The organism is Brachybacterium sp., from assembly GCF_036379615.1.
In the GTDB taxonomy this organism is placed as follows: Bacteria; Actinomycetota; Actinomycetes; order Actinomycetales; family Dermabacteraceae; genus Brachybacterium.
The window spans coordinates 38,144-58,878 of the sequence record NZ_DASVGJ010000075.1 but is presented as its reverse complement, the minus strand read 5'-3'; the positions used below and the strand labels follow the sequence as shown (position 1 = coordinate 58,878).

At 71.8% G+C, this 20,735-nt stretch carries 17 protein-coding genes; 14 read left to right on the top strand and 3 right to left on the bottom strand.

Features of this window, described 5'->3' with window-relative positions; all coding sequences use genetic code 11:
- Positions 1–206 precede the first annotated feature (206 nt).
- The gene (ypfJ, locus tag VF289_RS18360; RefSeq protein WP_330885735.1) at positions 207–1,136 is read left to right on the top strand and encodes a KPN_02809 family neutral zinc metallopeptidase; all 930 of its coding nucleotides are present in this window, start codon (positions 207–209) and stop codon (positions 1,134–1,136) included.
- 36 nt (positions 1,137–1,172) lie between these two features.
- Here ypfJ and VF289_RS18355 read toward each other — a convergent pair whose 3' ends face one another.
- Positions 1,173–1,772, bottom strand: a complete 600-nt coding sequence (locus VF289_RS18355) for an orotate phosphoribosyltransferase (RefSeq protein WP_330885733.1) — start codon at positions 1,770–1,772, stop codon at positions 1,173–1,175.
- A 166-nt stretch (positions 1,773–1,938) separates the two neighbouring features.
- Positions 1,939–2,787, bottom strand: coding sequence for an SDR family oxidoreductase (locus tag VF289_RS18350; RefSeq protein WP_330885731.1), 849 nt, complete (start codon positions 2,785–2,787; stop codon positions 1,939–1,941).
- Between the two features lie 85 nt (positions 2,788–2,872).
- Between VF289_RS18350 and VF289_RS18345 the strand changes: the two genes are divergently transcribed.
- The 7 genes from VF289_RS18345 to VF289_RS18315 all read left to right on the top strand — a co-directional run bounded on the left by VF289_RS18345 (position 2,873) and on the right by VF289_RS18315 (position 8,706).
- The gene (locus tag VF289_RS18345; protein WP_330885729.1) at positions 2,873–3,673 is read left to right on the top strand and encodes an exodeoxyribonuclease III; all 801 of its coding nucleotides are present in this window, start codon (positions 2,873–2,875) and stop codon (positions 3,671–3,673) included.
- Positions 3,674–4,087: 414 nt separating this feature from the next.
- Positions 4,088–5,338: a hypothetical protein gene (locus tag VF289_RS18340; protein WP_330885727.1), complete on the top strand. Its 1,251-nt coding sequence runs from the start codon at positions 4,088–4,090 to the stop codon at positions 5,336–5,338.
- Positions 5,335–6,528, top strand: coding sequence for a TadA family conjugal transfer-associated ATPase (locus VF289_RS18335; RefSeq protein WP_330885725.1), 1,194 nt, complete (start codon positions 5,335–5,337; stop codon positions 6,526–6,528). Before VF289_RS18340 ends, VF289_RS18335 begins: the two co-directional genes overlap by 4 nt.
- Positions 6,525–7,610, top strand: a complete 1,086-nt coding sequence (locus tag VF289_RS18330) for a type II secretion system F family protein (protein WP_330885723.1) — start codon at positions 6,525–6,527, stop codon at positions 7,608–7,610. Before VF289_RS18335 ends, VF289_RS18330 begins: the two co-directional genes overlap by 4 nt.
- A gap of 159 nt (positions 7,611–7,769) precedes the next feature.
- Positions 7,770–7,970 carry a DUF4244 domain-containing protein gene (locus VF289_RS18325; protein WP_330885721.1) on the top strand — a complete coding sequence of 67 codons (201 nt, stop codon included), beginning with the start codon at positions 7,770–7,772 and terminating at the stop codon, positions 7,968–7,970.
- Positions 7,970–8,377: a TadE family type IV pilus minor pilin gene (locus tag VF289_RS18320; RefSeq protein ID WP_330885719.1), complete on the top strand. Its 408-nt coding sequence runs from the start codon at positions 7,970–7,972 to the stop codon at positions 8,375–8,377. The genes VF289_RS18325 and VF289_RS18320 overlap by 1 nt, the downstream gene beginning before the upstream one ends.
- Complete coding sequence (locus VF289_RS18315; RefSeq protein ID WP_330885717.1) at positions 8,374–8,706, top strand: Rv3654c family TadE-like protein; 333 nt, start codon at positions 8,374–8,376, stop codon at positions 8,704–8,706. Before VF289_RS18320 ends, VF289_RS18315 begins: the two co-directional genes overlap by 4 nt.
- A gap of 98 nt (positions 8,707–8,804) precedes the next feature.
- Here the strand turns inward: VF289_RS18315 and VF289_RS18310 are convergent, their stop codons facing one another.
- Entirely contained in the window at positions 8,805–11,321 is a 2,517-nt protein-coding gene (locus VF289_RS18310; protein ID WP_330885715.1) for a DEAD/DEAH box helicase, read from the bottom strand.
- 225 nt (positions 11,322–11,546) lie between these two features.
- Between VF289_RS18310 and VF289_RS18305 the strand changes: the two genes are divergently transcribed.
- From VF289_RS18305 to VF289_RS18280, 6 genes are all read left to right on the top strand, one after another.
- Positions 11,547–13,163, top strand: coding sequence for a DUF7059 domain-containing protein (locus VF289_RS18305; RefSeq protein ID WP_330885713.1), 1,617 nt, complete (start codon positions 11,547–11,549; stop codon positions 13,161–13,163).
- Entirely contained in the window at positions 13,160–14,182 is a 1,023-nt protein-coding gene (locus VF289_RS18300) for a phosphatase PAP2 family protein (protein WP_330885712.1), read from the top strand. Before VF289_RS18305 ends, VF289_RS18300 begins: the two co-directional genes overlap by 4 nt.
- A 103-nt stretch (positions 14,183–14,285) precedes the next feature.
- Positions 14,286–17,051, top strand: coding sequence for a type I DNA topoisomerase (gene topA / locus VF289_RS18295; protein ID WP_330885710.1), 2,766 nt, complete (start codon positions 14,286–14,288; stop codon positions 17,049–17,051).
- 285 nt (positions 17,052–17,336) lie between these two features.
- Positions 17,337–18,683 carry an ABC transporter substrate-binding protein gene (locus tag VF289_RS18290; RefSeq protein ID WP_330885708.1) on the top strand — a complete coding sequence of 449 codons (1,347 nt, stop codon included), beginning with the start codon at positions 17,337–17,339 and terminating at the stop codon, positions 18,681–18,683.
- On the top strand, positions 18,680–19,837 hold the full coding sequence (locus VF289_RS18285) for a sugar ABC transporter permease (protein ID WP_330885706.1): 1,158 nt from the start codon (positions 18,680–18,682) through the stop codon (positions 19,835–19,837). The genes VF289_RS18290 and VF289_RS18285 overlap by 4 nt, the downstream gene beginning before the upstream one ends.
- Positions 19,834–20,688, top strand: coding sequence for a carbohydrate ABC transporter permease (locus VF289_RS18280; protein ID WP_330885704.1), 855 nt, complete (start codon positions 19,834–19,836; stop codon positions 20,686–20,688). The genes VF289_RS18285 and VF289_RS18280 overlap by 4 nt, the downstream gene beginning before the upstream one ends.
- Positions 20,689–20,735: the final 47 nt, after the last annotated feature.

The window sequence follows — 20,735 nt, the reverse complement described above, 5'->3', positions numbered from 1 at the left end:
GCATGCGGTCAGGTGGGGCAGGGCAGGCCCGGGACCGGACGTGCTGGTGGGACGGAATCTCACGCCCCTTGGGGGCAGGGCCGTGCGCCGTCTCCCATGCTAAGCGGTGGCACCGTTCCCGCACGTGAGCGGACAGGCATGTCCCCAGGACCTTCACTCTGCCCGTTCTGCCTGCTCACAGTGTGATGCCGGTCTACTCTGTCGCCATGACGTTCACCCCGAATGCGGAGATCCGTTCCGACAACGTCTCTGCCGCCGGTGGAGGCGGAGGTCCTCGGCGCCCAGGAGGCGGCGGCCTCGGCGGGCGCGGGCTCAAGCTCGGTGGCGGCGGCGGCTGCGTGCTGCTGGTGATCGTGCTGATCTACGCCCTGATGGGCGGCAACCCGCTGGACCTCCTGGGCGGCGGCACCTCGACCGAGCAGGGGCCGGTGGCCGAGGGGGAGTCCCTGGAGCACTGCCGGTCGGGCGCCGATGCGAACGCGCAGGACGACTGCCTGGTGCAGGCCACGATCGAATCCGGGGATTCGCTGTGGGCGCGGCTCGGCCCGGAGTCCGGGATCGAGTTCGTCGAGCCGCAGGGCAGGGTGTTCCAGGACTCGGTGCAGACGGGCTGCGGGTCCGCCACGGCGGACGTCGGCCCCTTCTACTGCCCCGCCGACTCGACGATCTACGTCGACACCGCCTTCTTCGACTCGCTGTCCAGCAGGTTCGGTGCCGACGGCGGACAGCTCGCGAAGATGTACGTGGTCGCCCACGAGTACGGGCACCACATCCAGCACCTCTCCGGAGCGATGGAGGGCGCGGACCGCTCGGAGACCGGCCCGCAGTCCGACGCGGTCCGGCTCGAGCTGCAGGCCGACTGCTATGCCGGGGTGTGGGCGCATCACGCCTCGAACACCACGGACGATGACGGCAATGCGATGCTCTCCCCGCTCACCGAGGAGGACATCAGCTCCGCGCTCTCCGCGGCGAGCGCGGTGGGCGATGACCACATCCAGGGCGAGGTCGCCGGAGGTCAGGTGCATCCGGAGTCCTGGACCCACGGCTCCTCGGAGCAGCGCCAGGCCTGGTTCACCACCGGCTACCAGGAGGGCACGGTGCAGGCCTGCGACACCTTCTCGGCAGGTCAGGTGTGAGCGGCGCGTGCGGTCAGGTGTGAGCCGCTCGGCGGGTCAGATCTCCAGCTCGGAGATGTCATAGGCGGCGAGGTAGCGATACCCGGCGGCCTCGACGGCATCCCGCGAGGCGTCGGAGCGGTGCACGATCACGGCGACCGCGGCGATGTCCGCGCCGGCCTCGGCGAGCGCTTCGCAGGCCGTGAGCACGCTGCCGCCGGTGGTGGAGGTGTCCTCCACGGCGACGACGCGGCGACCTGAGACCTCGGGGCCCTCGATGCGTCGCTGCAGACCGTGAGCCTTGTTCGCCTTGCGCACCACGAAGGCGTCCAGGGGGTCGAGGGTGTCGTCGGCCGCGGAGGCGTGCAGGATCGAGGTGGCCACGGGATCCGCTCCGAGCGTCAGCCCGCCCACGGCCTCGACTCCGGGCACCAGTGCCTCACGTCGCAGCAGGTCGAGCATCACGCGGCCCACCAACGGGGCGGCCTCGCGGTGGAGGGTGATGCGGCGCAGGTCGACGTAGTGATCCGCCTCGGCGCCGGAGGAGAGCACGACGTGACCGCGGACGACGGCGAGGTCCCGGATCAGGACGCGCAGACGCTCGCGGGCGTCGTCGATCGGCAGGGACTGTGCGGAAGCGGTGCGGGAGCCTGACATGCGGTCAGGGTAATCGACACGTCGGCGGCCGGGTCGAGCGCGACGGCCGACGGGACAGGCCCACCGGACGGCCGACAGAACGGGCCGACGGCCCGCGGCCCGCGGCCCGCGGCGCACGCTCCTGGCCGGTGTCCACCCCTGGTCAGCACCCTCGCCAGGTCATCGCCTACTCCGGGTCCTCCCGCTGCCAGGGGGCGTGCAGGTTCCTCTTCGAAGCACGGCGCCGGGAGCGCTGCACGGACTTGGCCTGCATCCGCCGGTACCAGTCGGGCGAGGTCAGTGCCCGCACCAGCGGTCGTGGCGCGATGCGCGAGACCTCGCCGGCGGTGCGGTACTTGACCGAGGGGATCGAGAGCACGGTCCCCTTCGCGGTGTCCTTGAGCGCCTGCTCGACGACGAACGGAGCCTTGAGCCAGGTGATCCGGGGCAGTCCGTCCATCGACATGGCCGCACGCTCATGGAACTCGGTCTGCACGAAGCCGGGCAGCAGCGCCGTCGCGCTCACCCCGGTGCCCTTGAGCTCCATGGCGAGGGACTCCGTGAACACGGTGACCCAGCTCTTGGAGGCCGCGTAGGGGCCGGCGGTGGTGTACCCGGCCAGCGAGCTGACGTTGAGGATCGCGCCCTTGCGTCGCTGCACCATCGAGCGGGCCGCGGCGTGGGAGAGCACCAGCACGGCACGCATCAGGGTGTCCATCTGCTTCTCGTGGTCCTCGACCCCGACCTCGAGGAACCCGCCCCGCAGCCCGTAGCCGGCATTGTTGACCAGCAGATCGATGCGGTCCACAGGGTCGGTGAGACGGATCGCGACCCGCTCCAGCTGCCCGCGGTCCGAGAGATCGGCGGGCAGGACCTGGAGGTCGACCCGGTGGACGTCTCGGATCTGGGCGGCGACCGCGGCCAAGCGATCCTCGTCCCGGGAGACCAGCACGAGATCGTGCCCGGTCCCGGCGAGCTGCCAGGCGAATTCGAGTCCCAGTCCGGAGGTCGATCCGGTGACGAGTGCGCGCGCCATGCCGAGAGTTTACGTCGGCCCCTCCCCTGCCGTGTGCAGTATCGGCCGGCGGCGCGCACCGCCGCTCCCCCGTAGGATCGACGCCATGCGCATCGCGACCTGGAACATCAACTCACTGCGCGCCCGAACGGATCGGGTGCTGGACTTCCTCGAGCGGCACGAGGTGGACGTGCTGGCCCTGCAGGAGATCAAGGCGAAGCCTCAGCAGCTGGATCTCACGCCCTTCGAGGCGGCCGGGTACGACGTCGCCGCGCACGGACTGAACCAGTGGAACGGAGTGGCCCTCCTCTCCCGCGTCGGTCTCACCGACGTGCGCACCGAGCTGCCGGCGGTGCCCTCCTATCCCGAGGACGAGACGGGCGTGGTCGAAGCGCGGGCGCTCGGCGGGATCGTGGGCGATGGCCTGCGGATCTGGTCGCTGTACGTGCCCAACGGGCGGGAGATCGACCACCCCCACTACGCCTACAAGCTGCGCTGGCTGGAGGCGCTGCGCGCTGAGGGCGCCCGCGAACTGGCCGCCGATGCCGACGCTCGCGCCGTGCTGGTGGGCGACTTCAACGTGGCCCCCTTCGACCAGGACGTGTGGGACACGGAGTTCTTCGAGGGCAAGACTCACGTCACCGAGCCCGAGCGGGCCGCGTTCCGTGCCGTGGTGGAGGCCGGCTACGCCGATGTGGTGCGACCGGACCACGAGGGCCCGGGCGTGTACACCTACTGGGATTACCAGAAGCTGCGCTTCCCGAAGAAGGAGGGCATGCGCATCGACTTCGTGCTCGGCTCACCCGCCGTGCAGTCCGCGGTCACCGGATCGTTCATCGACCGCGAGGAGCGCAAGGGCAAGGGCGCCTCGGATCACGCGCCCGTGGTCGTGGACCTGGAGTTCTGAGCGCGGCCGGTCCCGCGCCGGCCGTCGATGCCGGCACCGAGGACTGCTGCCGGCGGCGAGGACTGCTGCCGGAGGCTGAGCCGAGCACACGTGCCGAACAGACCTGCTGCACATAGAGGGAGCGGCGTCGCGATCACTCGCGACGCCGCTCCGGACGAGCCATCTGCATCGGGATCAGGCGTACACGTGGTGTAGCTGCGGTGGCGCTTTCGACGCCTCACAGCCGGTCCGTTGCGGGGACCAGTCGTACGTGGGTTCCGATGCCGGTATTCGTCGTTGTACAGATCACACTACGCGCATCGTGAGGGCCGTGCAAGCACCCCGCGCACTCTGACCGTTCCTCCACAGAGGTGGGTTGTCCACCATTCGCGAGGACCCCTGCCGCGGCGCCGTCGTCCCGGCCACGATGGCGGTATGACCAGCACGATCATTCCCTCCTCCAGCGGGCAGGCCGGTGTCCCCGGTCTCGTCGGCGCCGCCGTCCCCACTGAGTCCACCCCCGGTGGGGAGTCGACGCCGCGCCGTCGCCGCAGCCGCTTCCCCGACCCGGGCTCCGCCCTGCCGGCCTCCGCCTCCGCGACCCGCCCCGCGGTGCGGTGGACGGGCTCGGACACCTCCTTGCGGGAGCTCGTGCGGGACCATGCCACCGCCGTCGGGCTGGATCTCGTCGAGTCCTCGGCGGACACCGCCGTCGTGTGCATGGCCACTGACACGGCCGCTCTGCTCGCCGACGCCCGCACGCCCGTCCGCCCTCGCACTCCTCTGCTCGTGGTGACCGACGAGCCCGAGGTCACCCCTGCCGCATGGGCGAGAGCGCTCGAGGCCGGGGCCCGGGCCGTGCTCCGCCTGCCCTCCGGGTCCGAGGAGCTCCTCTCCCGCTTCGCCGAGCTCGCACGACCCCGCAGCGCCTCGCTCCTGCTGGGTGTGGTCGGCGGCTGCGGCGGAGCGGGCGCCTCGAGCTTCGCGGCCCGACTCGCCGCCGCAGCCCGACCGCTCGGAGCCGTGACGCTGATCGATGCCGATCCCTCCGGCGGCGGAGTGGACCTGCTGGTCGAGGCCCCGTCGCTGGAGGGGATCAGCTGGCAGGAGACAGCGGACCTCGGACCGGATGACGGCGAGGCGCTCCGCGCCGGGCTGCCCGCGGTGGACGAGGTGCGGCTGCTCGTCTCCGGGCAGGGGCCCGGCCCGCGGGTGCAGGCGCTCCCGCCCGTGCTGTCCGCCCTCGCGCCGCTGGGCGGGACCGTGGTCGTGGACCTGGCGGAGTCATGGGTCCCGGCGGCGGCGGAGCATCTGGATCTCCTGCTGGTGGTCGTCCCGGCCACCGACCATGCGGTGCGTGCCGCAGCGCGGAGGCTGCGGTCGTGGCAGGTGAGCGGAGGACGCGCACGGCTCGTCGTGCGGCGCAGCGGTCCGCTCAGTCCGCGCGAGGTCGTCGAGGACCTCGCTCTCCCCCTTGCCGCCGCCTTCCGCGACTCACCGCGGGGCAGCGTGCCGCTGCTGGACGTTCGCCGGCGCGGCGCAGACCGCGCCGCGCGGGAGCTGCTCGCAGGTCTCGAGGCCGGAGGGATCTCCGCCCCGAGGGACTCCGTCGGGCCGGGATCGGCCGGGCCACGCTCCGTCGGGACGCGCCCCTCGGGGCCCCACTCCGCCGGAGCGAGCGCATGAGCGCCGCCGCGCCCTCCCTGCCCGACGACGATCTCGCCCCGCTGCTGGAGCTCGTGCGGGACGATCTGGTGCACGTCCCCGGCACGGTCGACGTCCCCCGGATCGTGCGCGTGCTGCGGCGACAGGGGCGAGTGCTGGGGGCTGCAGCGACCCTCGAGTTCACCGCGCGCATCCGCGATCACGTGGACGGGCTCGGCCCGCTGCAGTCCCTGGTCGCGCCAGGAGTCACCGACCTGCTCGTCAACGACGACGGCACGGTATGGGTCGATGACGGTGACGGGCTGCGCAGCGCCGGCTCCCGGCTGGACCCCGGCCAGGCGCGGGACCTGGCGGTCCGGCTCGCGACCACCGGTGGGCGCCGCCTGGACGACGCCGTGCCGTGGGCGGACGCGCACCTGCCCTCCGGCATCCGCTTCCATGCGGTGCTCCCTCCGCTGTCCCCGGGCGGGGCGATCCTCTCCCTGCGCCTGCCGGCTGCCGGCCGCCTGGACCTCACGGACCTCGAGGACCTCGGCGCGCTGAGCCCCGACGCACGAGCCGCACTGCAGGCGATCGTCACCGCACGGGTGCCCTTCCTGGTCACCGGCGGCACCGGCACCGGGAAGTCCACTCTGCTGGCGGCCATGCTCGGCGAGGTCCCGCACGACGAGCGGATCGTCGTGGTCGAGGACGTGCTCGAGCTCTCCGTCGACCATCCCCATGTCGTCCATCTCCAATCGCGCCATGCCAACAGCGAGGGCGCCGGCGCCGTGGACCTCACTGCCCTGGTGCGCCAGAGCCTGCGCATGCGCCCGGATCGGATCGTCCTGGGCGAGTGCCGCGGCGGTGAGGTGCGGGAGCTGCTGCAGGCGTTGAACACCGGTCACGAAGGCGGGTGCGGCACCGTCCATGCGAACACCGCGGCCGATGTCCCCTCCCGTCTCGAAGCTCTCGGCGCGCTCGGCGGACTGGATCGCGCGGCACTCGCCTCCCAGGTCGCCAGCGCCCTGGAGGTGGTGATCCACCTCGGTCGCCGCAACGGCACACGCGCCCTCGAGGAGATCGCGCTGCTGCGACGCGGGGAGGACGGCCTGCTGGTCGCGGAGACTGCACTGCGCGATCGGGAGGGGCATCTCGAGGAAGGGCCCGCCTCCTGTGCCCTCGCACAGCGCCTGGCCACCGCCGGCGCCCACCGCCGGGGACCGGCATGACCGCGGCCGCGGTCGGTGTGCTGCTCACGCTGCTGTGGGTGCTCACCCCGCCACCTGTGCGTGCCACCGGCCCCGCGCTCTCGCGCCGTCCCGCGCGGCGGAAGCCCGGCCCGCTCGAGATGGCGCATCTGGTGGAGCAGCTCGCCACCGTGCTCGGCTCCGGCGCCGGGCTGCGGCAGGCCTGGTCCGCGCTGGGGCGAGCACTCCCGGAGGGCGAGCTGCGTGACCTCGCCCGCTCCGCCGCCACCGGCGCCGATCCGCGCCGCGCGGCCGGGGAGCGACTGCGACGCACCGAGATGGTGACCTCCCTCAGCACGGCGCTCGCGGTGTGCGAGCGCACCGGCGCCCCCACCGCGGGGATGCTGCAGCACCTGGCCGGTGCGCTGCGCGATCTGCACGATGCCGCCCAGTCCCGGCGCAGCGCCTTCGCCGGGCCACGGTCCACCGCCCGCATCCTGCTGGTCCTCCCGCTCGCCGGCCTCGGACTGGGGATGCTGCTGGGCGGGGATCCGCTGCGCCTCCTTGTGACCTCCGGTGCCGGCAACCTGCTCGGGGCCACGGGGCTCGCTCTCACCGCTATCGGCTGGTGGTGGATGCGCCGGCTGATCCATCGCGCGGATCCTCCGCACCGCCACCAGGTGGATCCCTCCGTACAGCTCGAGCTGATCGCCGGCGCGCTGGACTCCGGACTCCCGCTGGCCCACGCGGTCGCTGCGGTCGGCGATGCGCTCCCAGCGGGTGGCGAGGCCACCGCCCTGCAACGGTTCTCCGCCGCGCTCGCCGCCGGAGTGCCGGCCACCCTCGCCGGCCGCGCGCTCCCTCCCGAGCTCAGCGCCCTGTCCCGCTCCGCAGTGCTCACGGAGGACACCGGAGCGGATCTCGCCCGTGTGCTGCGCTCCGCCGCCCGCGACGCCCGCCGCAGCCGCGCACGGGATGCGGAGGTGCTCGCCGCCCAGCTCGCGGTCCGCCTCGTGCTGCCCACCGGGCTCGCCCTGCTGCCCGCCTTCGTCGCCCTCGGAATCATCCCCACGGTGATGTCCCTGCTCGGTGGCACCTTCGCCCTCGGCCCCGGTGCGGGATGAGGACCTCGATCTCCGGGGACGACCCGGCGCGCCTGCCCTCTCCGGGCCGGCGCACGGCAGCCACGGCTGCCATCCCGTGGTGGCGTTCGCCGCCGCGGCCGAGCGGCTCCGGCCGCACCATCGGGCGGCCCCACCGCCCACGACGAGAAGGAGGACATCATGTCCCTGACCCTGGCGCATCTGCGCCGCACCCTCGACCGCACGATGCGGGACGAGACCGGCGCCTCGACCGCCGAGTACGCCATCACGGTGCTCGCCGCCTGCGGCTTCGCCGCCGTCCTGGTCGCCCTGCTGGCGTCCGGGGAGGTGCGCGAACTGCTGATGGGCATCATCGTCTCGGCCCTGTCCAAGGGGTCGTGATGCCCTGGCGCCCCCTGTCGTCCCGGCTCCGGGACGACAGGGGGTCCGCCACCGCGGAGACGGCGATCGTGCTGCCCGTGGTGGTGGTGATGGTGGTGCTGGTGCTGTTCACCGGTGCCGGACTGGGCAGCCAGCTGCGGCTCGAGAGCGCCGCCCGTGGTGCTGCCCGGGAGCTCGCCCGCGGCGAGGACGCCGCCACCGCCGTCGCCGTCGCACAGCGGATCGGCGGCGAGGACATCGAGGTCACGACCTCGGTCGACGGCCCCTGGGTGCAGGTGAAGGTGGGACGCACCCTCAGCGCGCCCGCCGGCCCCTTGGCCGGAGCACGCTGGACCCTGACGGCGGATGCGGAGGCACGGCGGGAGCCGCAGCTCGTCACGCGCCGCGTCGAGAGCGGTGCGCCATGAGCACCGGAGCCGCCTCTGTCCTGGCGTGGACCGGCGCCGCGACCACGATGGTCGCGAGCCTGTCCCTGCTGGGCACCGGGGTGATCGCCCAGTCACGGGCCGCGACCGCCGCAGACCTCGCCTCCCTCGCCGGTGCGGACGCGGTGGCCGTCGCCCACGGTCACCCCTGCGCGGTCGCCGCGGACGTCGCCGCCCGCAACGACGCCCGCCTGCTGCGCTGCGAGCAACGGCACTGGGACGTGCTGGTGACCGTCGAGGTCGACGCCGCTCCGCTGCCGCCGGCGACCGCGCGCTCCCGCGCGGGACCTGGCCCGGCGGAGCTGCCGTGAGACGGGAGCGGCACCCGTATCGGCCCAGACCCCGAGCCGCCACCTCGCCGCTTCACGACCTCGCCCGGGCTCACCCGCGCTGCCTCACACCGGCAGGCTCACTCCCGCAGCAGCTCCAGCAGCCGCACCGCCTGCGCCTTCGACAGCGGCTCGTTGCCGTTGCCGCACTTCGGAGAGACCACGCAGGCGGGGCAGCCCCCCTCGCAGCCGCACTCCCCGATCATGTCGGCGGTGGCCCGCACCCAGGCGGCGGCGTCGTCGGCCCCGCGTTCGGCGAAGCCGGCGCCGCCCGGCGCTCCGTCGTAGACGAAGATCGTCGGCTCCCCGGTGTCCTCGTGCTGGGCGGCGGAGAGCCCGCCGATGTCCCAGCGATCGCAGGTCGCCAGCAGCGGCAGCATCGAGATCGCGGCATGCTCGGCGGCGTGCAGGGCGCCGGGCAGCTCCTCGCCGGGGATCTCCGCGCCGTCGGTGGTCTCCCGAGGGATCACCCACCACACCGCCTTGGTGGTCAGGGTGCGCGGCGGCAGGTCCAGCGGGTGCTGGGCGAGCACGGCCTGGGTGAACACGTCCCGCACCTGATACCCGGTGACCTGATCGGTGACGTCCACCGTCCCGAAGCACAGCCGCACCCCGCTGGACCACGCCACCTCCCGGTCGATCTGCCGGATCCGCAGGGTGGAGGCGCTCTGCGGGTGGGTGCTGTGCAGCGGGTCCTCACGGCGGACGAACGCGACCGCCTGGTCCACGTCGAGATGGTTGACCACATAGCTGGTGCGCTGGTGGAGATAGACCGCGCCGTCGTGCACCTGGGTGTGGGCGCTCGCGGCGTCGACCGTTCCCAGCAGCACACCGCTGGCCTGCTCGACGATCCGCACCGGCTCCCCGCCGCTGCCGCGCAGGTCGGTGAGCTGGTGGGCGGATTCGGACATCGTCCAGTACCAGCCGGTGGCCCGGGAGCGCAGCACCCCGCGGGCGGCGAGGGTCCTCAGCAGGTCCCGGGCGGTGGGGCCGAAGATCTCCTCCTCCCCGTCCCGGATCGCGAGCTCGGAGGCGGCGGCGCACAGATGCGGGGTCATGACGTACGGGTTCGCCGGGTCGAACACCGCCGCCTCGACCTCGGCCCCGAAGATCGTCTCAGGATGGTGGACCACGTAGGTGTCCAGCGGGTCCTCGCGCGCCACGAACAGCGCGAGCGCCCCGCCGTCATCATCCTGCCGGCGGCCGGCGCGGCCGAACTGCTGCCACAGCGAGGCGCGGGTGCCGGGCCACCCGGCCACCACCACCGCGTCGAGCCCCGCGATGTCGATCCCCAGCTCCAGCGCATTGGTCGAGGCGAGAGCGCGCAGCTCTCCCGAGCGCAGGGCGTCCTCGAGCTCGCGCCGCTCCCGCGCCAGGTAGCCGCCGCGGTAGGCCGCGATACGTCCTGCCCGGGAGGCGAGCTCGGCGGAGGCACCGTGCTCAGCCTTCTGCTCCAGCAGTCGACGGGCGCCGCTGGAGACCAGCTCCGCACCGCGCCGGGAGCGGGCGAAGACGAGGGTCTGCACGTCCCGCTCGACGAGGTCGGCGAGGATCGTGGCGGCCTCGCTGGTCGCGGAACGGCGCAAGGGATCCTCAGCCCGTCCTGCGGAGGAGCTCTCCTCGCCCTCAGCGGGCCCTTCCTCGACCAGCCCGCCCTCGGTCACGGAGCCCGCACCAGACCCCGGCACGGAGCCCGCGCTCGACCCCGCTCCGACGCTCGCGCCCGTTCCGCTGCGCGACCAGAGCGCCGGGTCACCGCGGCCGTCGACCCGGGTGCGCGTCCCCGGCTCCCACAGCCCGATGGTCAGTCCGGCCCTGGGCGAGCCGTCCTCGGTCACCGCCTCGACGTCCCGTCCCACCAGGCGCGAGGCGGACAGCTCGGGGTTCGCGGTGGTCGCGGAGGCGAGGACGAAGGTCGGCTCGGCCCGATAGTGCGCGGCGATCCGGCGCAGCCTGCGCAGCACCATCGACACATGGCTGCCGAACACGCCGCGATAGCTGTGGCACTCGTCGATCACCACGTAGCGCAGGGCCCGGAAGAAGTGCGCCCACTGCTCATGGCCGGGAAGGATCCCGAAGTGGAGCATGTCGGGATTGGTGAGCACCACGGTGCCGTGGCGGCGCACCCAGCGCCGCTGCTCGGCAGGGGTGTCCCCGTCGTAGAGGGCCACCCGGGCATCGCGGATCCCGGCCCCGTCGGCCATCGCGGTGATGTTGGTCAGCTGGTCCGCGGCGAGCGCCTTGGTGGGTGAGAGGTACAGAGCGGTGGCCCGCCGCGCCTCGGGATCCAGCTCCCGTGCCCCGATCGCGGTGAGCACCGGCAACAGGTAGGCGAGGGACTTGCCGGAGGCGGTGGCGGTCGAGAGCACCACATCCTGGCCGTCGTGGGCGAGCTGCGCGGCCTGCTGCTGATGCGTCCACGGGGAGGTGATGCCGCGCTCGGCGAGATGATGGATCAGGCGCGGATCGGTCCACTCGGGGAAGGCACCGCGACGACCGGGGCGGGCGGGCCGCCGCTCGATGTGGGTGAGACAGGTGCGGCGGGTCAGCGGCTCGCTGAGATCGGCGAGGAGCTCGCTCGCCCTGCCTGCCCGCATCCGCTCCTCCTTCCCTCGCATCACGCCTGCACACATCGGTCCTGCGCACATCGGTCCTGCGCAGATCGTTCCCGCACATCGTCCGTGCGCGCCGTGCTCCTGCGCATCTCCTCCTCGCGCGGCTGGTTCCCGCGCGTCCGGTCGCCGCACATCGCCACAGGGCCTGCGCAGATCTCACACAGGGCGTCCCGTGCGGCTCCAGGTGGCTGTTGCACAATCGTAGCCATGCGCACCGACCCTCCGACGCCCGCCCCTCGCGTCCTGCCTGCGGAGATCGCTGCCCTGCGCGCCGATCTGAGCACCGCCTCCTATCTCACCTCGACGGTGGAGGCACTGCTGGGCCCGGTCGCCACGGCGGCCCTGCGCCGGGAGAACCCGGTTCCCGCACTGCGTCGCCTGGAGCATCGTCAGGAGCCCGCGGCCGTGCTGCTGCGCCTGTTCACGCTCGGTGACGACGTGCCGGGAGAGCAGGTGCGCGAAGCGCTCCCGACCCTCGGCGCGGAGGGCGCCCGACGTCTCGGTCTCGTCGGCCCCGCCGACGCGGAAGAGACCGCGGACCCCGCGGACCCCGCCGACCCCTCCGACCCCGCGGAGCCCGCAGCTCCCGAGGAACCGCTGCGTGCACTGGTGGACCTCGCCCCGTACTCGGCGAGCGACGACGCCGGGCAGATCGACTGGTGGATCGCCTCGGATCTCTCGGAGCTCGCCACGGGCCGCCCCCTGGGCCCCGAGCACGTGCTCGGGGTCGGCGGCGCCTCCCTCACCCTGGCGAGGATCACACCGCGCGAGAAGGTGGGCCGGGTGCTCGACCTCGGCTGCGGCGGCGGGATCCAGGCGCTGCACGCCTCCCGCCACGCCGAGCACGTGGTCGCGACCGACCTCTCCGCGCGGGCCCTCGGATTCGCCGCCTTCAACGCCGCCCTGAACGGCGCGGACCTGGATCTGCGCCAGGGCTCCCTGCTGGACCCGGTGGACGGGGAGACCTTCGACCTCATCGTCTCCAACCCGCCCTTCGTGATCACTCCCCGTGCCGCGGCCCGGGAGGAGACCTCCTGGACCTATCGCGACGGCGGCCGCGCCGGGGACACCCTGCTCGCGGAGCTGCTGCGCGCCCTGCCCGCGCACCTCGCCCCCGGCGGCAGCGCGGCCCTGCTCGGGAACTGGGAGATCAGCGACCCGGACCGGTGGGACGCCCATCCCCGAGTCTGGCTGGGCACCACGACCGCCGACGGGGTGGACGCCTGGGTGCTGGAACGCGAGCAGGAGGACCCGGCGCAGTACGCGGAGACCTGGGTGCGCGACGGCGGGGTCACCAGTCGTGACCCGCGCTGGCCCGCCCTGATCGGGGCCTGGCTGACGGACCTCGAATTCCGCGAGGTGGCGGCGATCGGCTTCGGCTACCTGCTGCTGCGCCGCCCCGAGCACCCGACCTCCCGCCCCGGCGTGCTGCGCACCCAGCAGGCACCCGGCACCGGGAGCGGAACCCTCGCCGTCCATCTCGCCGCCGGTCTGCACGCCCTGGATGCGCTCGAGAGCGTCGACGACGATGCCCTGGCCGCCTCCCGACCGCTCCGCGCGGAGGACGTCGTGGAGCGGCGCCACCTCATGCCCGGTCAGTGGGATCCGATGCTCATCGAGCTGGTCCAGGGCGCCGGCCTCGCCCGGGTGGTGCGGGCCGGCCAGCTGCTCGCGGCGACCGTCGGAGCGCTGGACGGCACCCTCACCCTCGGCCAGGTGCTCGGCGCCGTCTGCGCCCTCACCGACGCGGACGAGGACGAGGCCCGGGCGCGAGTGCTGCCGGCCGTGCGGGAGCTGATCCTCGACGGGATGGTGACCCTGTGACCGCACCGAGCCCTGCTCAGTCCCCCTCCCAGCCCCCCACCCCGGCACCCGACCGCCCGACCGCCCCGGCCGGTGCGCTCGGGCGCCCGCTGCTCTCCCTGCTCGCCGCCGCGGTGTGTGCGGTCGCGGTCGTGGGCCTGGCCCGCTTCTTCGTCGGGACCGCGAGCGGGCAGCGGTTGGACCAGCTGATCCTCTCCGGTGCCGAGGCGCATGATGGATCCCTGTCCCGCTGGGCCGAGATCGCGGTGGAGACCGTCAGCGTCCCGGTGGTCGCGGCCCTGCTCGTCCTCGCCACCGTGCTGGTGCTGCTGCGGCGCCGCCCCGGCCTGCTGCTCCCCCTCGGCACCCTGGTGCTGGGCGCGAACCTCACCACCCAGGTGGTCAAGCACCTGGTGATCACGCGCGAGGCGCTGGGGCCCGGGATCGACATCACCCCCAACTCCTTCCCCTCAGGTCACACCACTCTCGCCGCCACCGCGATGATCGCGCTGGTCCTGGCCGCCGGGCGGGCCCGGCTGGTGCTGGCCCCGCTGGGCGCGCTGTGGACCACTGCCGCCGGCATCGGCACCCTGGTGGTGGGCTGGCACCGCCCAAGCGATGTGATCGGCGCGATCGCCGTCGTCGCCGCCTGGACGTTCCTGATCCTCGCCCTGGACGGCCTGGGGACCAGGCGTCGCCGCCGCCGGGCCTCCGCCCGGCCCGAGCGCGGGCGTCGCCGACGCGTCCCGGGTGACGGCGCCTCCGATCCGGCGCACCTGGATCCGCCCCGCCCCTCCGGCGTCGAGACGGCGACGGCGCTCCTGCTCGGCCTCACCGGGCTCGCCGGCCTCGCCTACGGGGCGTTCGGGCTGTTCTCCCTCGAGCTCCCGCTGGACCTCCACGACCCCGTCCAGCAGCTGCCCGCCTTCGCGGCGACGGCGGCGCTGATCGCCGGCGGCACCGCCGCCTGGATGTCGCTGACGCTGCTGCTGCGCACGCCGACGTCACACAGGACGCGCCCTGCGGAGCGTGTACCGTGAGCATTTGCCGAGCGCAGAGGATGCGTCCGGTGCATCCCGGACCACGGCATTCGGCCACGGCGGACGGGCCGCGACGTGACGCGGCGAGGAAGGACACAGCAACGTGACTGGCGGACGACATCTGGTGATCGTCGAGTCCCCGGCGAAGGCGCGGACCATCGGCCGGTATCTCGGCGACGAGTACGACGTCAAGGCCTCGGTGGGGCACATCCGTGACATCCCGGTGCCTCGTGACCTGCCTGCCGAGATGAAGAAGGGCCCGTACGGGAAGTTCGGCGTCGACGTCGAGAACGGCTTCGACCCCTATTACATCGTCAGCCCCGACAAGAAGAAGACCGTCGCGGAGCTGAAGAAGGCCCTCAAGGACGCCGACACCCTCTACCTCGCCACCGATGAGGACCGCGAGGGCGAGGCCATCGCCTGGCATCTGCTGGAGACCCTCAAGCCCAAGAAGTCCCTACCGGTCAAGCGCATGGTGTTCCACGAGATCACCAAGGACGCGATCCACGCGGCGCTGGAGAACACCCGCGACATCGACGCGAGCCTCGTCGATGCGCAGGAGACCCGCCGCATCCTGGACCGCCTGGTGGGCTTCGAGCTCTCGCCGGTGCTGTGGCGCAAGATCAAGCCGTCCCTGTCGGCCGGTCGCGTGCAGTCCGTCGCGACCCGTCTGGTGGTCGAGCGGGAGCGCGAGCGGATGGCCTTCGTCGCCTCCGACTACTGGGACATCACCGGCACCTTCGCCGGCGGCTCCGAGGACACGCAGTTCACCGCCAAGATCGCCACCGTCGACGGGGCACGGGTCGCGACCGGCTCCGACTTCGCCGACGACGGCACCCTGAAGCCGCGCTCGCAGAGCGCGACGGTCCTCACCGGCGAGTCCGCACAGACCCTGGTCGAGGTGCTCGGCGACGCCCCGGCGACGGTGACATCGCTCGAGTCCAAGCCGTACACGCGCCGGCCCGCCGCCCCGTTCACCACCTCCTCCCTGCAGCAGGAGGCCTCGCGCAAGCTGCGCCTCGGCGCCCGCCAGGCGATGCGGGTGGCGCAGTCGCTGTACGAGAACGGCTACATCACGTACATGCGTACGGACTCGGTGACGCTCTCCGGTGAGGCGATCCGCGCTTCTCGCGCCCAGGCCGCCGAGCTCTACGGCTCCCAGTACGTGCCGGACAAGCCTCGCTATTACCAGAACAAGTCCCAGGCCGCGCAGGAGGCGCATGAGGCGATCCGTCCTGCCGGCGATCACTTCCGCACCCCTGCCGAGGTGGCCGGTCAGCTCGCGGGCGATGAGTTCCGCCTCTACGAGCTGATCTGGAAGCGCACCATCGCCTCGCAGATGGCGGACGCCAAGGGCACCACCTCCACCGTCGAGCTGCTGCTGGAGGCCGCCGGGCGCGCGGCGACCTTCCGCGCCGCCGGCACCGTGATCACCTTCCGCGGCTTCCTCGCCGCGTACGAGGAGGGCCGCGACGCCTCCCGGTACAAGGACGACGAGGGCGACAAGGGCTCCGACAAGCGCCTCCCGCAGATGGAGGAGGGTCAGACGCTGGTCACCCGTGAGCTCAGCCCCGACGGCCACACGACCACCCCGCCGCCGCGCTACACGGAGGCCTCGCTGGTGCGGGCGCTCGAGGACCGCGGCATCGGCCGACCCTCCACCTACGCCTCCACCGTCGCGACCGTGCAGGATCGCGGCTACGTGCTGCGCCGCGGCACCGCGCTCGTGCCCAGCTGGACCGCCTTCGCGGTGGTGCGCCTGCTGGAGGAGCACTTCGGGCCCTTCATCGACTACGACTTCACCGCGCAGATGGAGCAGCAGCTGGACCGCATGGCCCAGGGCGACCTCGCGCGCTCGGAGTACCTGAAGAACTTCTACCTCTCCGACGGCACCGACGGCCCCATCGGTCTCAAGCCCATGGTCGACGACCTCGGCGAGATCGACGCCCGCGCGATCAACAGCATCGAGATCGGCGAGGGCATCACGCTGCGGGTGGGTCGGTACGGCGCCTACGTCGAGCAGCTGGTGCGTGACGAGAGCGGCGAGGTGGTCGAGGGCGCTGATCCGCGCCGCGCGAACGTCTCCGACGAGGTCGCCCCCGACGAGCTCACCGTCGAGACCGCGAAGGAGATGCTCGAGCGCGCCAAGGACGACGGCCGTGTGCTCGGCACCGATCCGGAGTCCGGCCACGAGATCGTCGCCAAGGACGGCCGCTACGGCCCCTATGTCACCGAGATCCTGCCCGACCCCGAGGAGACCGGCGGCAAGAAGGTCCCCAAGTCCAAGCAGCCCAAGCCCCGCACGGGCTCGCTGCTGAAGTCGATGGACCTCTCGAGCGTCTCCCTCGAGGATGCGCTGAAGCTGCTGAGCCTGCCGCGCGTGGTGGGCACCGACGCCGAGGGCGTCGAGATCACCGCGCAGAACGGCCGGTACGGGCCGTACATGAAGAAGGGCACCGACTCCCGCTCCCTGGAGACGGAGGAGCAGATCTTCTCGATCACCCTGGAGGAGGCCGAGAAGATCTACGCCCAGCCCAAGACCCGTGGCCGCGCCGCCGCCAAGCCCCCGCTCAAGGAGCTCGGCACCGATCCCACCAGCGAGAAGCCGATCGTCATCAAGGACGGCCGCTTCGGGCCGTACATCACCGACGGCACCACCAATGTCTCGCTGCGCGCGACGGAGAAGGTCGAGGAGATCACCGAGAAGGTCGCGATCGAGAAGCTCGCGGAGAAGCGCGCCAAGGGCCCTGCCAAGAAGCCGGCCGCCAAGCGCGCCCCCGCGAAGAAGAAGACTCCCGCCAAGAGCACGACGGCCAAGAGCAGCACGGCCAAGAGCACGACGGCCAAGAGCAGCACCGCGGAGAAGTGACCGCGGGGAAGTGACCGCGGGGAGGTCCTGAGGGACCCGGCACGACGGAGGGCACGGACCACCAGGTCCGTGCCCTCCGTGCATCCGGGGAGCACGGCGCTGCGCACGAAGGACGACGAACAGCACCCTGCGGACAGTCGGATCAGGCGGAATCTGGGCAGGGAAGCGCTTATCCGGTCACGGGACGGCATCGACCTGCGCGTGTCGGCCTCCCAGGCAGGTCACAGACCCGTACAGGCCTAGAGTGTGATCTGAAGTACCTTGTCGACTCACAAAGGAGTGATCATGGCTCGACGTCCCAGTCGGCGTGCGGTCATGTCCGGAGCCGCGGCCACCGCCGCCCTCGGGATGACCGGATGCCTCCAGAATCCCGACCCTGCCGGTGGCGGTGGCAGCGGTCCGGTCGAGCGGTACACCCCGGGAGACACCCCCGGCTCGGGCACGGTGAGCATCCTCGGCGCCTTCGGCGGCCAGGAGGAGGAGGCGTTCCTCGCCTCGCTCGAGAAGTTCCAGTCCGACTCCGGCATCACCATCGCCTACACCCCGGACACCGACTTCACCAACACCATCCAGCAGCGCGCGGGAGCGGGCGACGCCCCCGATATCGCCCTGTTCCCCCAGCCCGGCGGCATGTTCGATCTGGCCGCGAAGGGGATGATCACCCCGATCGACGTGTTCCTCGACTACGACCAGCTGAACTCGACCCTGATCCCGGGCTTCCTCGACTCTGCCCGGCTGCAGGGCCGCGTCTACGGCGCCCCGATGCGCATGGCGTGCAAGTCGCTGCTGTGGTTCCCGAAGAAGGCCTACGAGGAGGGCGGCTACGGCGACAAGCCCGCCACCATGCAGGAGCTCTATGAGATCACCGAGCAGATCAGGGCCGACGGCATCGCGCCGTGGTCCGACGGCTGGGGCGCCGACCAGGCGACGGGCTGGGTGGGCACGGACTGGATCGAGGAGTTCATGCTCCGCGTCCACGGCCCGGTGGTCTACGACGACTGGGTCAAGCACCGCCTCCCCTTCAACTCCGAGGAGGTCGTGCAGGTCTTCGATCTGGTCGGCGATCTGCTGAAGACCGAGGGCAATGTGCTCGGCGGCACCGACGCCATCATCAACACCCCCTTCTCCGAGGCGCCGCTGCCCCTGTTCGAGGATCCGCCGAAGGCGATGCTCGTGCGCCAGGGCAACTTCGTCACCGGCTTCTTCCCCGAGGACGTCATGGCGAACATGGACGAGGAGGTCGGCGTCTACGCGATGCCCACCTGGGAGGACGGCTTCGACGGCCAGCCGATCCTGGGCGGCGGCGATCTGGCCGCCCTGTTCACCCTCAACGACGACACCGTGAAGGTCATGGAGTTCATGGCCTCGGACGCCTTCGGGGCCGAGTGGGCACAGGCCGGCGGCTGGCTGAGCCCGCACCGCACCTTCGACCTCTCGCAGTACTCCGACGAGATCACGCGGCAGGTCGCCGAGATCGCCTCCGGAGCGGCGGTCTTCCGCTACGACGCCTCGGACCTGATGCCGACGGCCGTCGGCTCGGGCTCCTTCTGGAAGGGCATGGTCGAGTGGCTGCAGGGCGCGAAGACCTCCCAGGAGGTCTGCGACGAGATCGAGAACGGGTGGCCGGAATGACCACCGCGACCGCGACCCGCACGGGGTCGGAGGGACCGACGGAGGCCGAGGACCGGGGACGCGGCGGCGCACGCCCGGTGCGCGTGCTCGTGGGCATCATCGGGATGGCGGTGACCGCCTGGGTCGTCTGCAACGCCTTCCTCGCCTTCGCCTACTACCCGGACTGGTTCGCGAACTCCGGGATCCTCATCGGGCTGCTGGGGCTGATCGTCGGCATCGGCGGTTCGGTGGTGTTCTTCTACTTCCTGAACATCTGCATCGAGGGCTTCCCCACCCGGTTCGCGGCCGGGCTCATCCCCTACGCGTTCCTGCTCCCGGGGTTCAGCCTGATCGCCCTGTTCCTGCTGTACCCGACCGTGCAGACGATCGTGTACTCCTTCGCCAACGACGACTCGACGGCGTGGGTGGGGCTGGCCAACTACGAGGCGATCTTCTCCAGCGGGCACTTCTGGTCCACGCTGCTGAACAACTTCCTGTGGATCCTCATCGTCCCGGTGGTCACGGTCGCCTTCGGCCTGGCCGTCGCGGTGCTCGCGGACAAGCTCTCCCCGGCCGGGGAGAACGCCGCGAAGTCGATGATCTTCCTGCCGATGGCGATCAGCTTCGTGGGAGCGGCGACGATCTGGATCCTGGTCTACGCCTACAACTCCCCCGGCGACGCCCAGACCGGGCTCCTGAACGCCATCGTCACCACCCTCGGCGGGGATCCGCAGCCGTGGTACCAGATCGAGACAGGTCGGCTGAACTCGATCGCGCTGATGGTGATCCTGATCTGGATGCAGACGGGCTTCGCGATGGTGCTGATCAGCTCCGCGATCAAGGGCGTCCCCGAGGACACCGTCGAGGCGGGGCGGATGGACGGCGCCGGTGAGATGCGCATCTTCTGGCAGATCATCTTCCCGCAGGTGCGGCCCACCCTCCTCGCCGTGCTGATCACGGTGCTGATCCTGGTGCTGAAGGTGTTCGATCTGATCTACGTCACCACCAACGGTCTGTACGACTCCGACGTGATCGCGAACCTCTTCTTCCGCAAGCTGTTCACCGATCAGCAGGCCGGGCAGGCCTCGGCCATCGTGGTCGTGCTCCTGATCCTGGTGATCCCGATCCTGATCTACCAGGTCAAGAGCTTCAGGCAGCAGGAGGCGAACCGATGAACGGCACCATGAAGGACGGGCGCAAGCGCTCCCCCCTGGCCATGATCGCGATGCCGCTGCTGGCGCTGCTGTGGACGATCCCCACGATCGGTCTGCTGGTGACGAGCCTGCGCACCCGCGAGGCCGCGGCCTCCACCGGCTGGTGGACCTCGCTGTGGGAGGGCGGGTGGACGCTGGACAACTACACGGCCGTGCTCTCGAACTCCTCGACGACCAGCTCGCTGGTCAACTCGGTCGTGGTGGCGGTGCCGGCGACGGTGCTGCCGATCATGTTCGCGGCCTTCGCCGCGTATGCGTTCACGTTCATCCAGTTCCCCGGCAAGGACGTGCTGTTCATCGTCATCGTCGCGCTGATGGTGGTCCCGATCCAGGTCGCCTTCCAGCCGATGCTGGACATGCTCGGCCCGCGAGGGCTCGGCATCAACGGGCAGTTCGTGGCGGTGTGGATGCTGCACACCGGCTTCGGCATGCCGCTGGCGGTGTACATCCTGCGCAACTACATGGCCACCCTGCCGGGCTCGGTCGTGGAGAGCGCGAAGATCGACGGAGCCTCGCACTTCCAGACGTTCTGGCGCCTGGTCGCTCCGATGTCCTCCCCCGCGATCGCCGCCTTCGCCACCCTGCAGTTCCTGTGGGTGTGGAACGACCTGCTCATCGCCAAGCTGTTCCTGGGCGGCGGCGAGAACAAGACCATCATCGTGAACCTGCAGCAGATGCTGGGCACCCAGGGTCAGGGCGCCGAGCTCCTCACCGCGGGCGCCTTCATCTCGATGGTGATCCCGATGATCGTGTTCTTCGGCCTGCAGCGCTTCCTGGTGCGCGGCATGACGGCGGGCTCGGTGAAGGGATGAGCCGGTCCGTCGGCCGGATGTCGCAGGTGAATCTCCGCCGACGGGAT

Excerpts from the sequence above, each read along its gene's own strand:
- VF289_RS18340 (WP_330885727.1), top strand. The coding sequence starts at position 4,088 with ATGACCAGCACGATCATTCCCTCCTCCAGCGGGCAGGCCGGTGTCCCC.
- VF289_RS18305 (WP_330885713.1), top strand. The coding sequence starts at position 11,547 with ATGCGCACCGACCCTCCGACGCCCGCCCCTCGCGTCCTGCCTGCGGAG.
- VF289_RS18345 (WP_330885729.1), top strand. The coding sequence starts at position 2,873 with ATGCGCATCGCGACCTGGAACATCAACTCACTGCGCGCCCGAACGGAT.
- VF289_RS18315 (WP_330885717.1), top strand. The coding sequence starts at position 8,374 with ATGAGCACCGGAGCCGCCTCTGTCCTGGCGTGGACCGGCGCCGCGACC.
- VF289_RS18320 (WP_330885719.1), top strand. The coding sequence starts at position 7,970 with ATGCCCTGGCGCCCCCTGTCGTCCCGGCTCCGGGACGACAGGGGGTCC.
- VF289_RS18310 (WP_330885715.1), bottom strand. The coding sequence starts at position 11,321 with ATGCGGGCAGGCAGGGCGAGCGAGCTCCTCGCCGATCTCAGCGAGCCG.
- VF289_RS18280 (WP_330885704.1), top strand. The coding sequence starts at position 19,834 with ATGAACGGCACCATGAAGGACGGGCGCAAGCGCTCCCCCCTGGCCATG.
- VF289_RS18355 (WP_330885733.1), bottom strand. The coding sequence starts at position 1,772 with ATGTCAGGCTCCCGCACCGCTTCCGCACAGTCCCTGCCGATCGACGAC.
- ypfJ (WP_330885735.1), top strand. The coding sequence starts at position 207 with ATGACGTTCACCCCGAATGCGGAGATCCGTTCCGACAACGTCTCTGCC.
- VF289_RS18325 (WP_330885721.1), top strand. The coding sequence starts at position 7,770 with ATGTCCCTGACCCTGGCGCATCTGCGCCGCACCCTCGACCGCACGATG.
- VF289_RS18285 (WP_330885706.1), top strand. The coding sequence starts at position 18,680 with ATGACCACCGCGACCGCGACCCGCACGGGGTCGGAGGGACCGACGGAG.
- VF289_RS18290 (WP_330885708.1), top strand. The coding sequence starts at position 17,337 with ATGGCTCGACGTCCCAGTCGGCGTGCGGTCATGTCCGGAGCCGCGGCC.
- VF289_RS18335 (WP_330885725.1), top strand. The coding sequence starts at position 5,335 with ATGAGCGCCGCCGCGCCCTCCCTGCCCGACGACGATCTCGCCCCGCTG.
- VF289_RS18350 (WP_330885731.1), bottom strand. The coding sequence starts at position 2,787 with ATGGCGCGCGCACTCGTCACCGGATCGACCTCCGGACTGGGACTCGAA.
- VF289_RS18330 (WP_330885723.1), top strand. The coding sequence starts at position 6,525 with ATGACCGCGGCCGCGGTCGGTGTGCTGCTCACGCTGCTGTGGGTGCTC.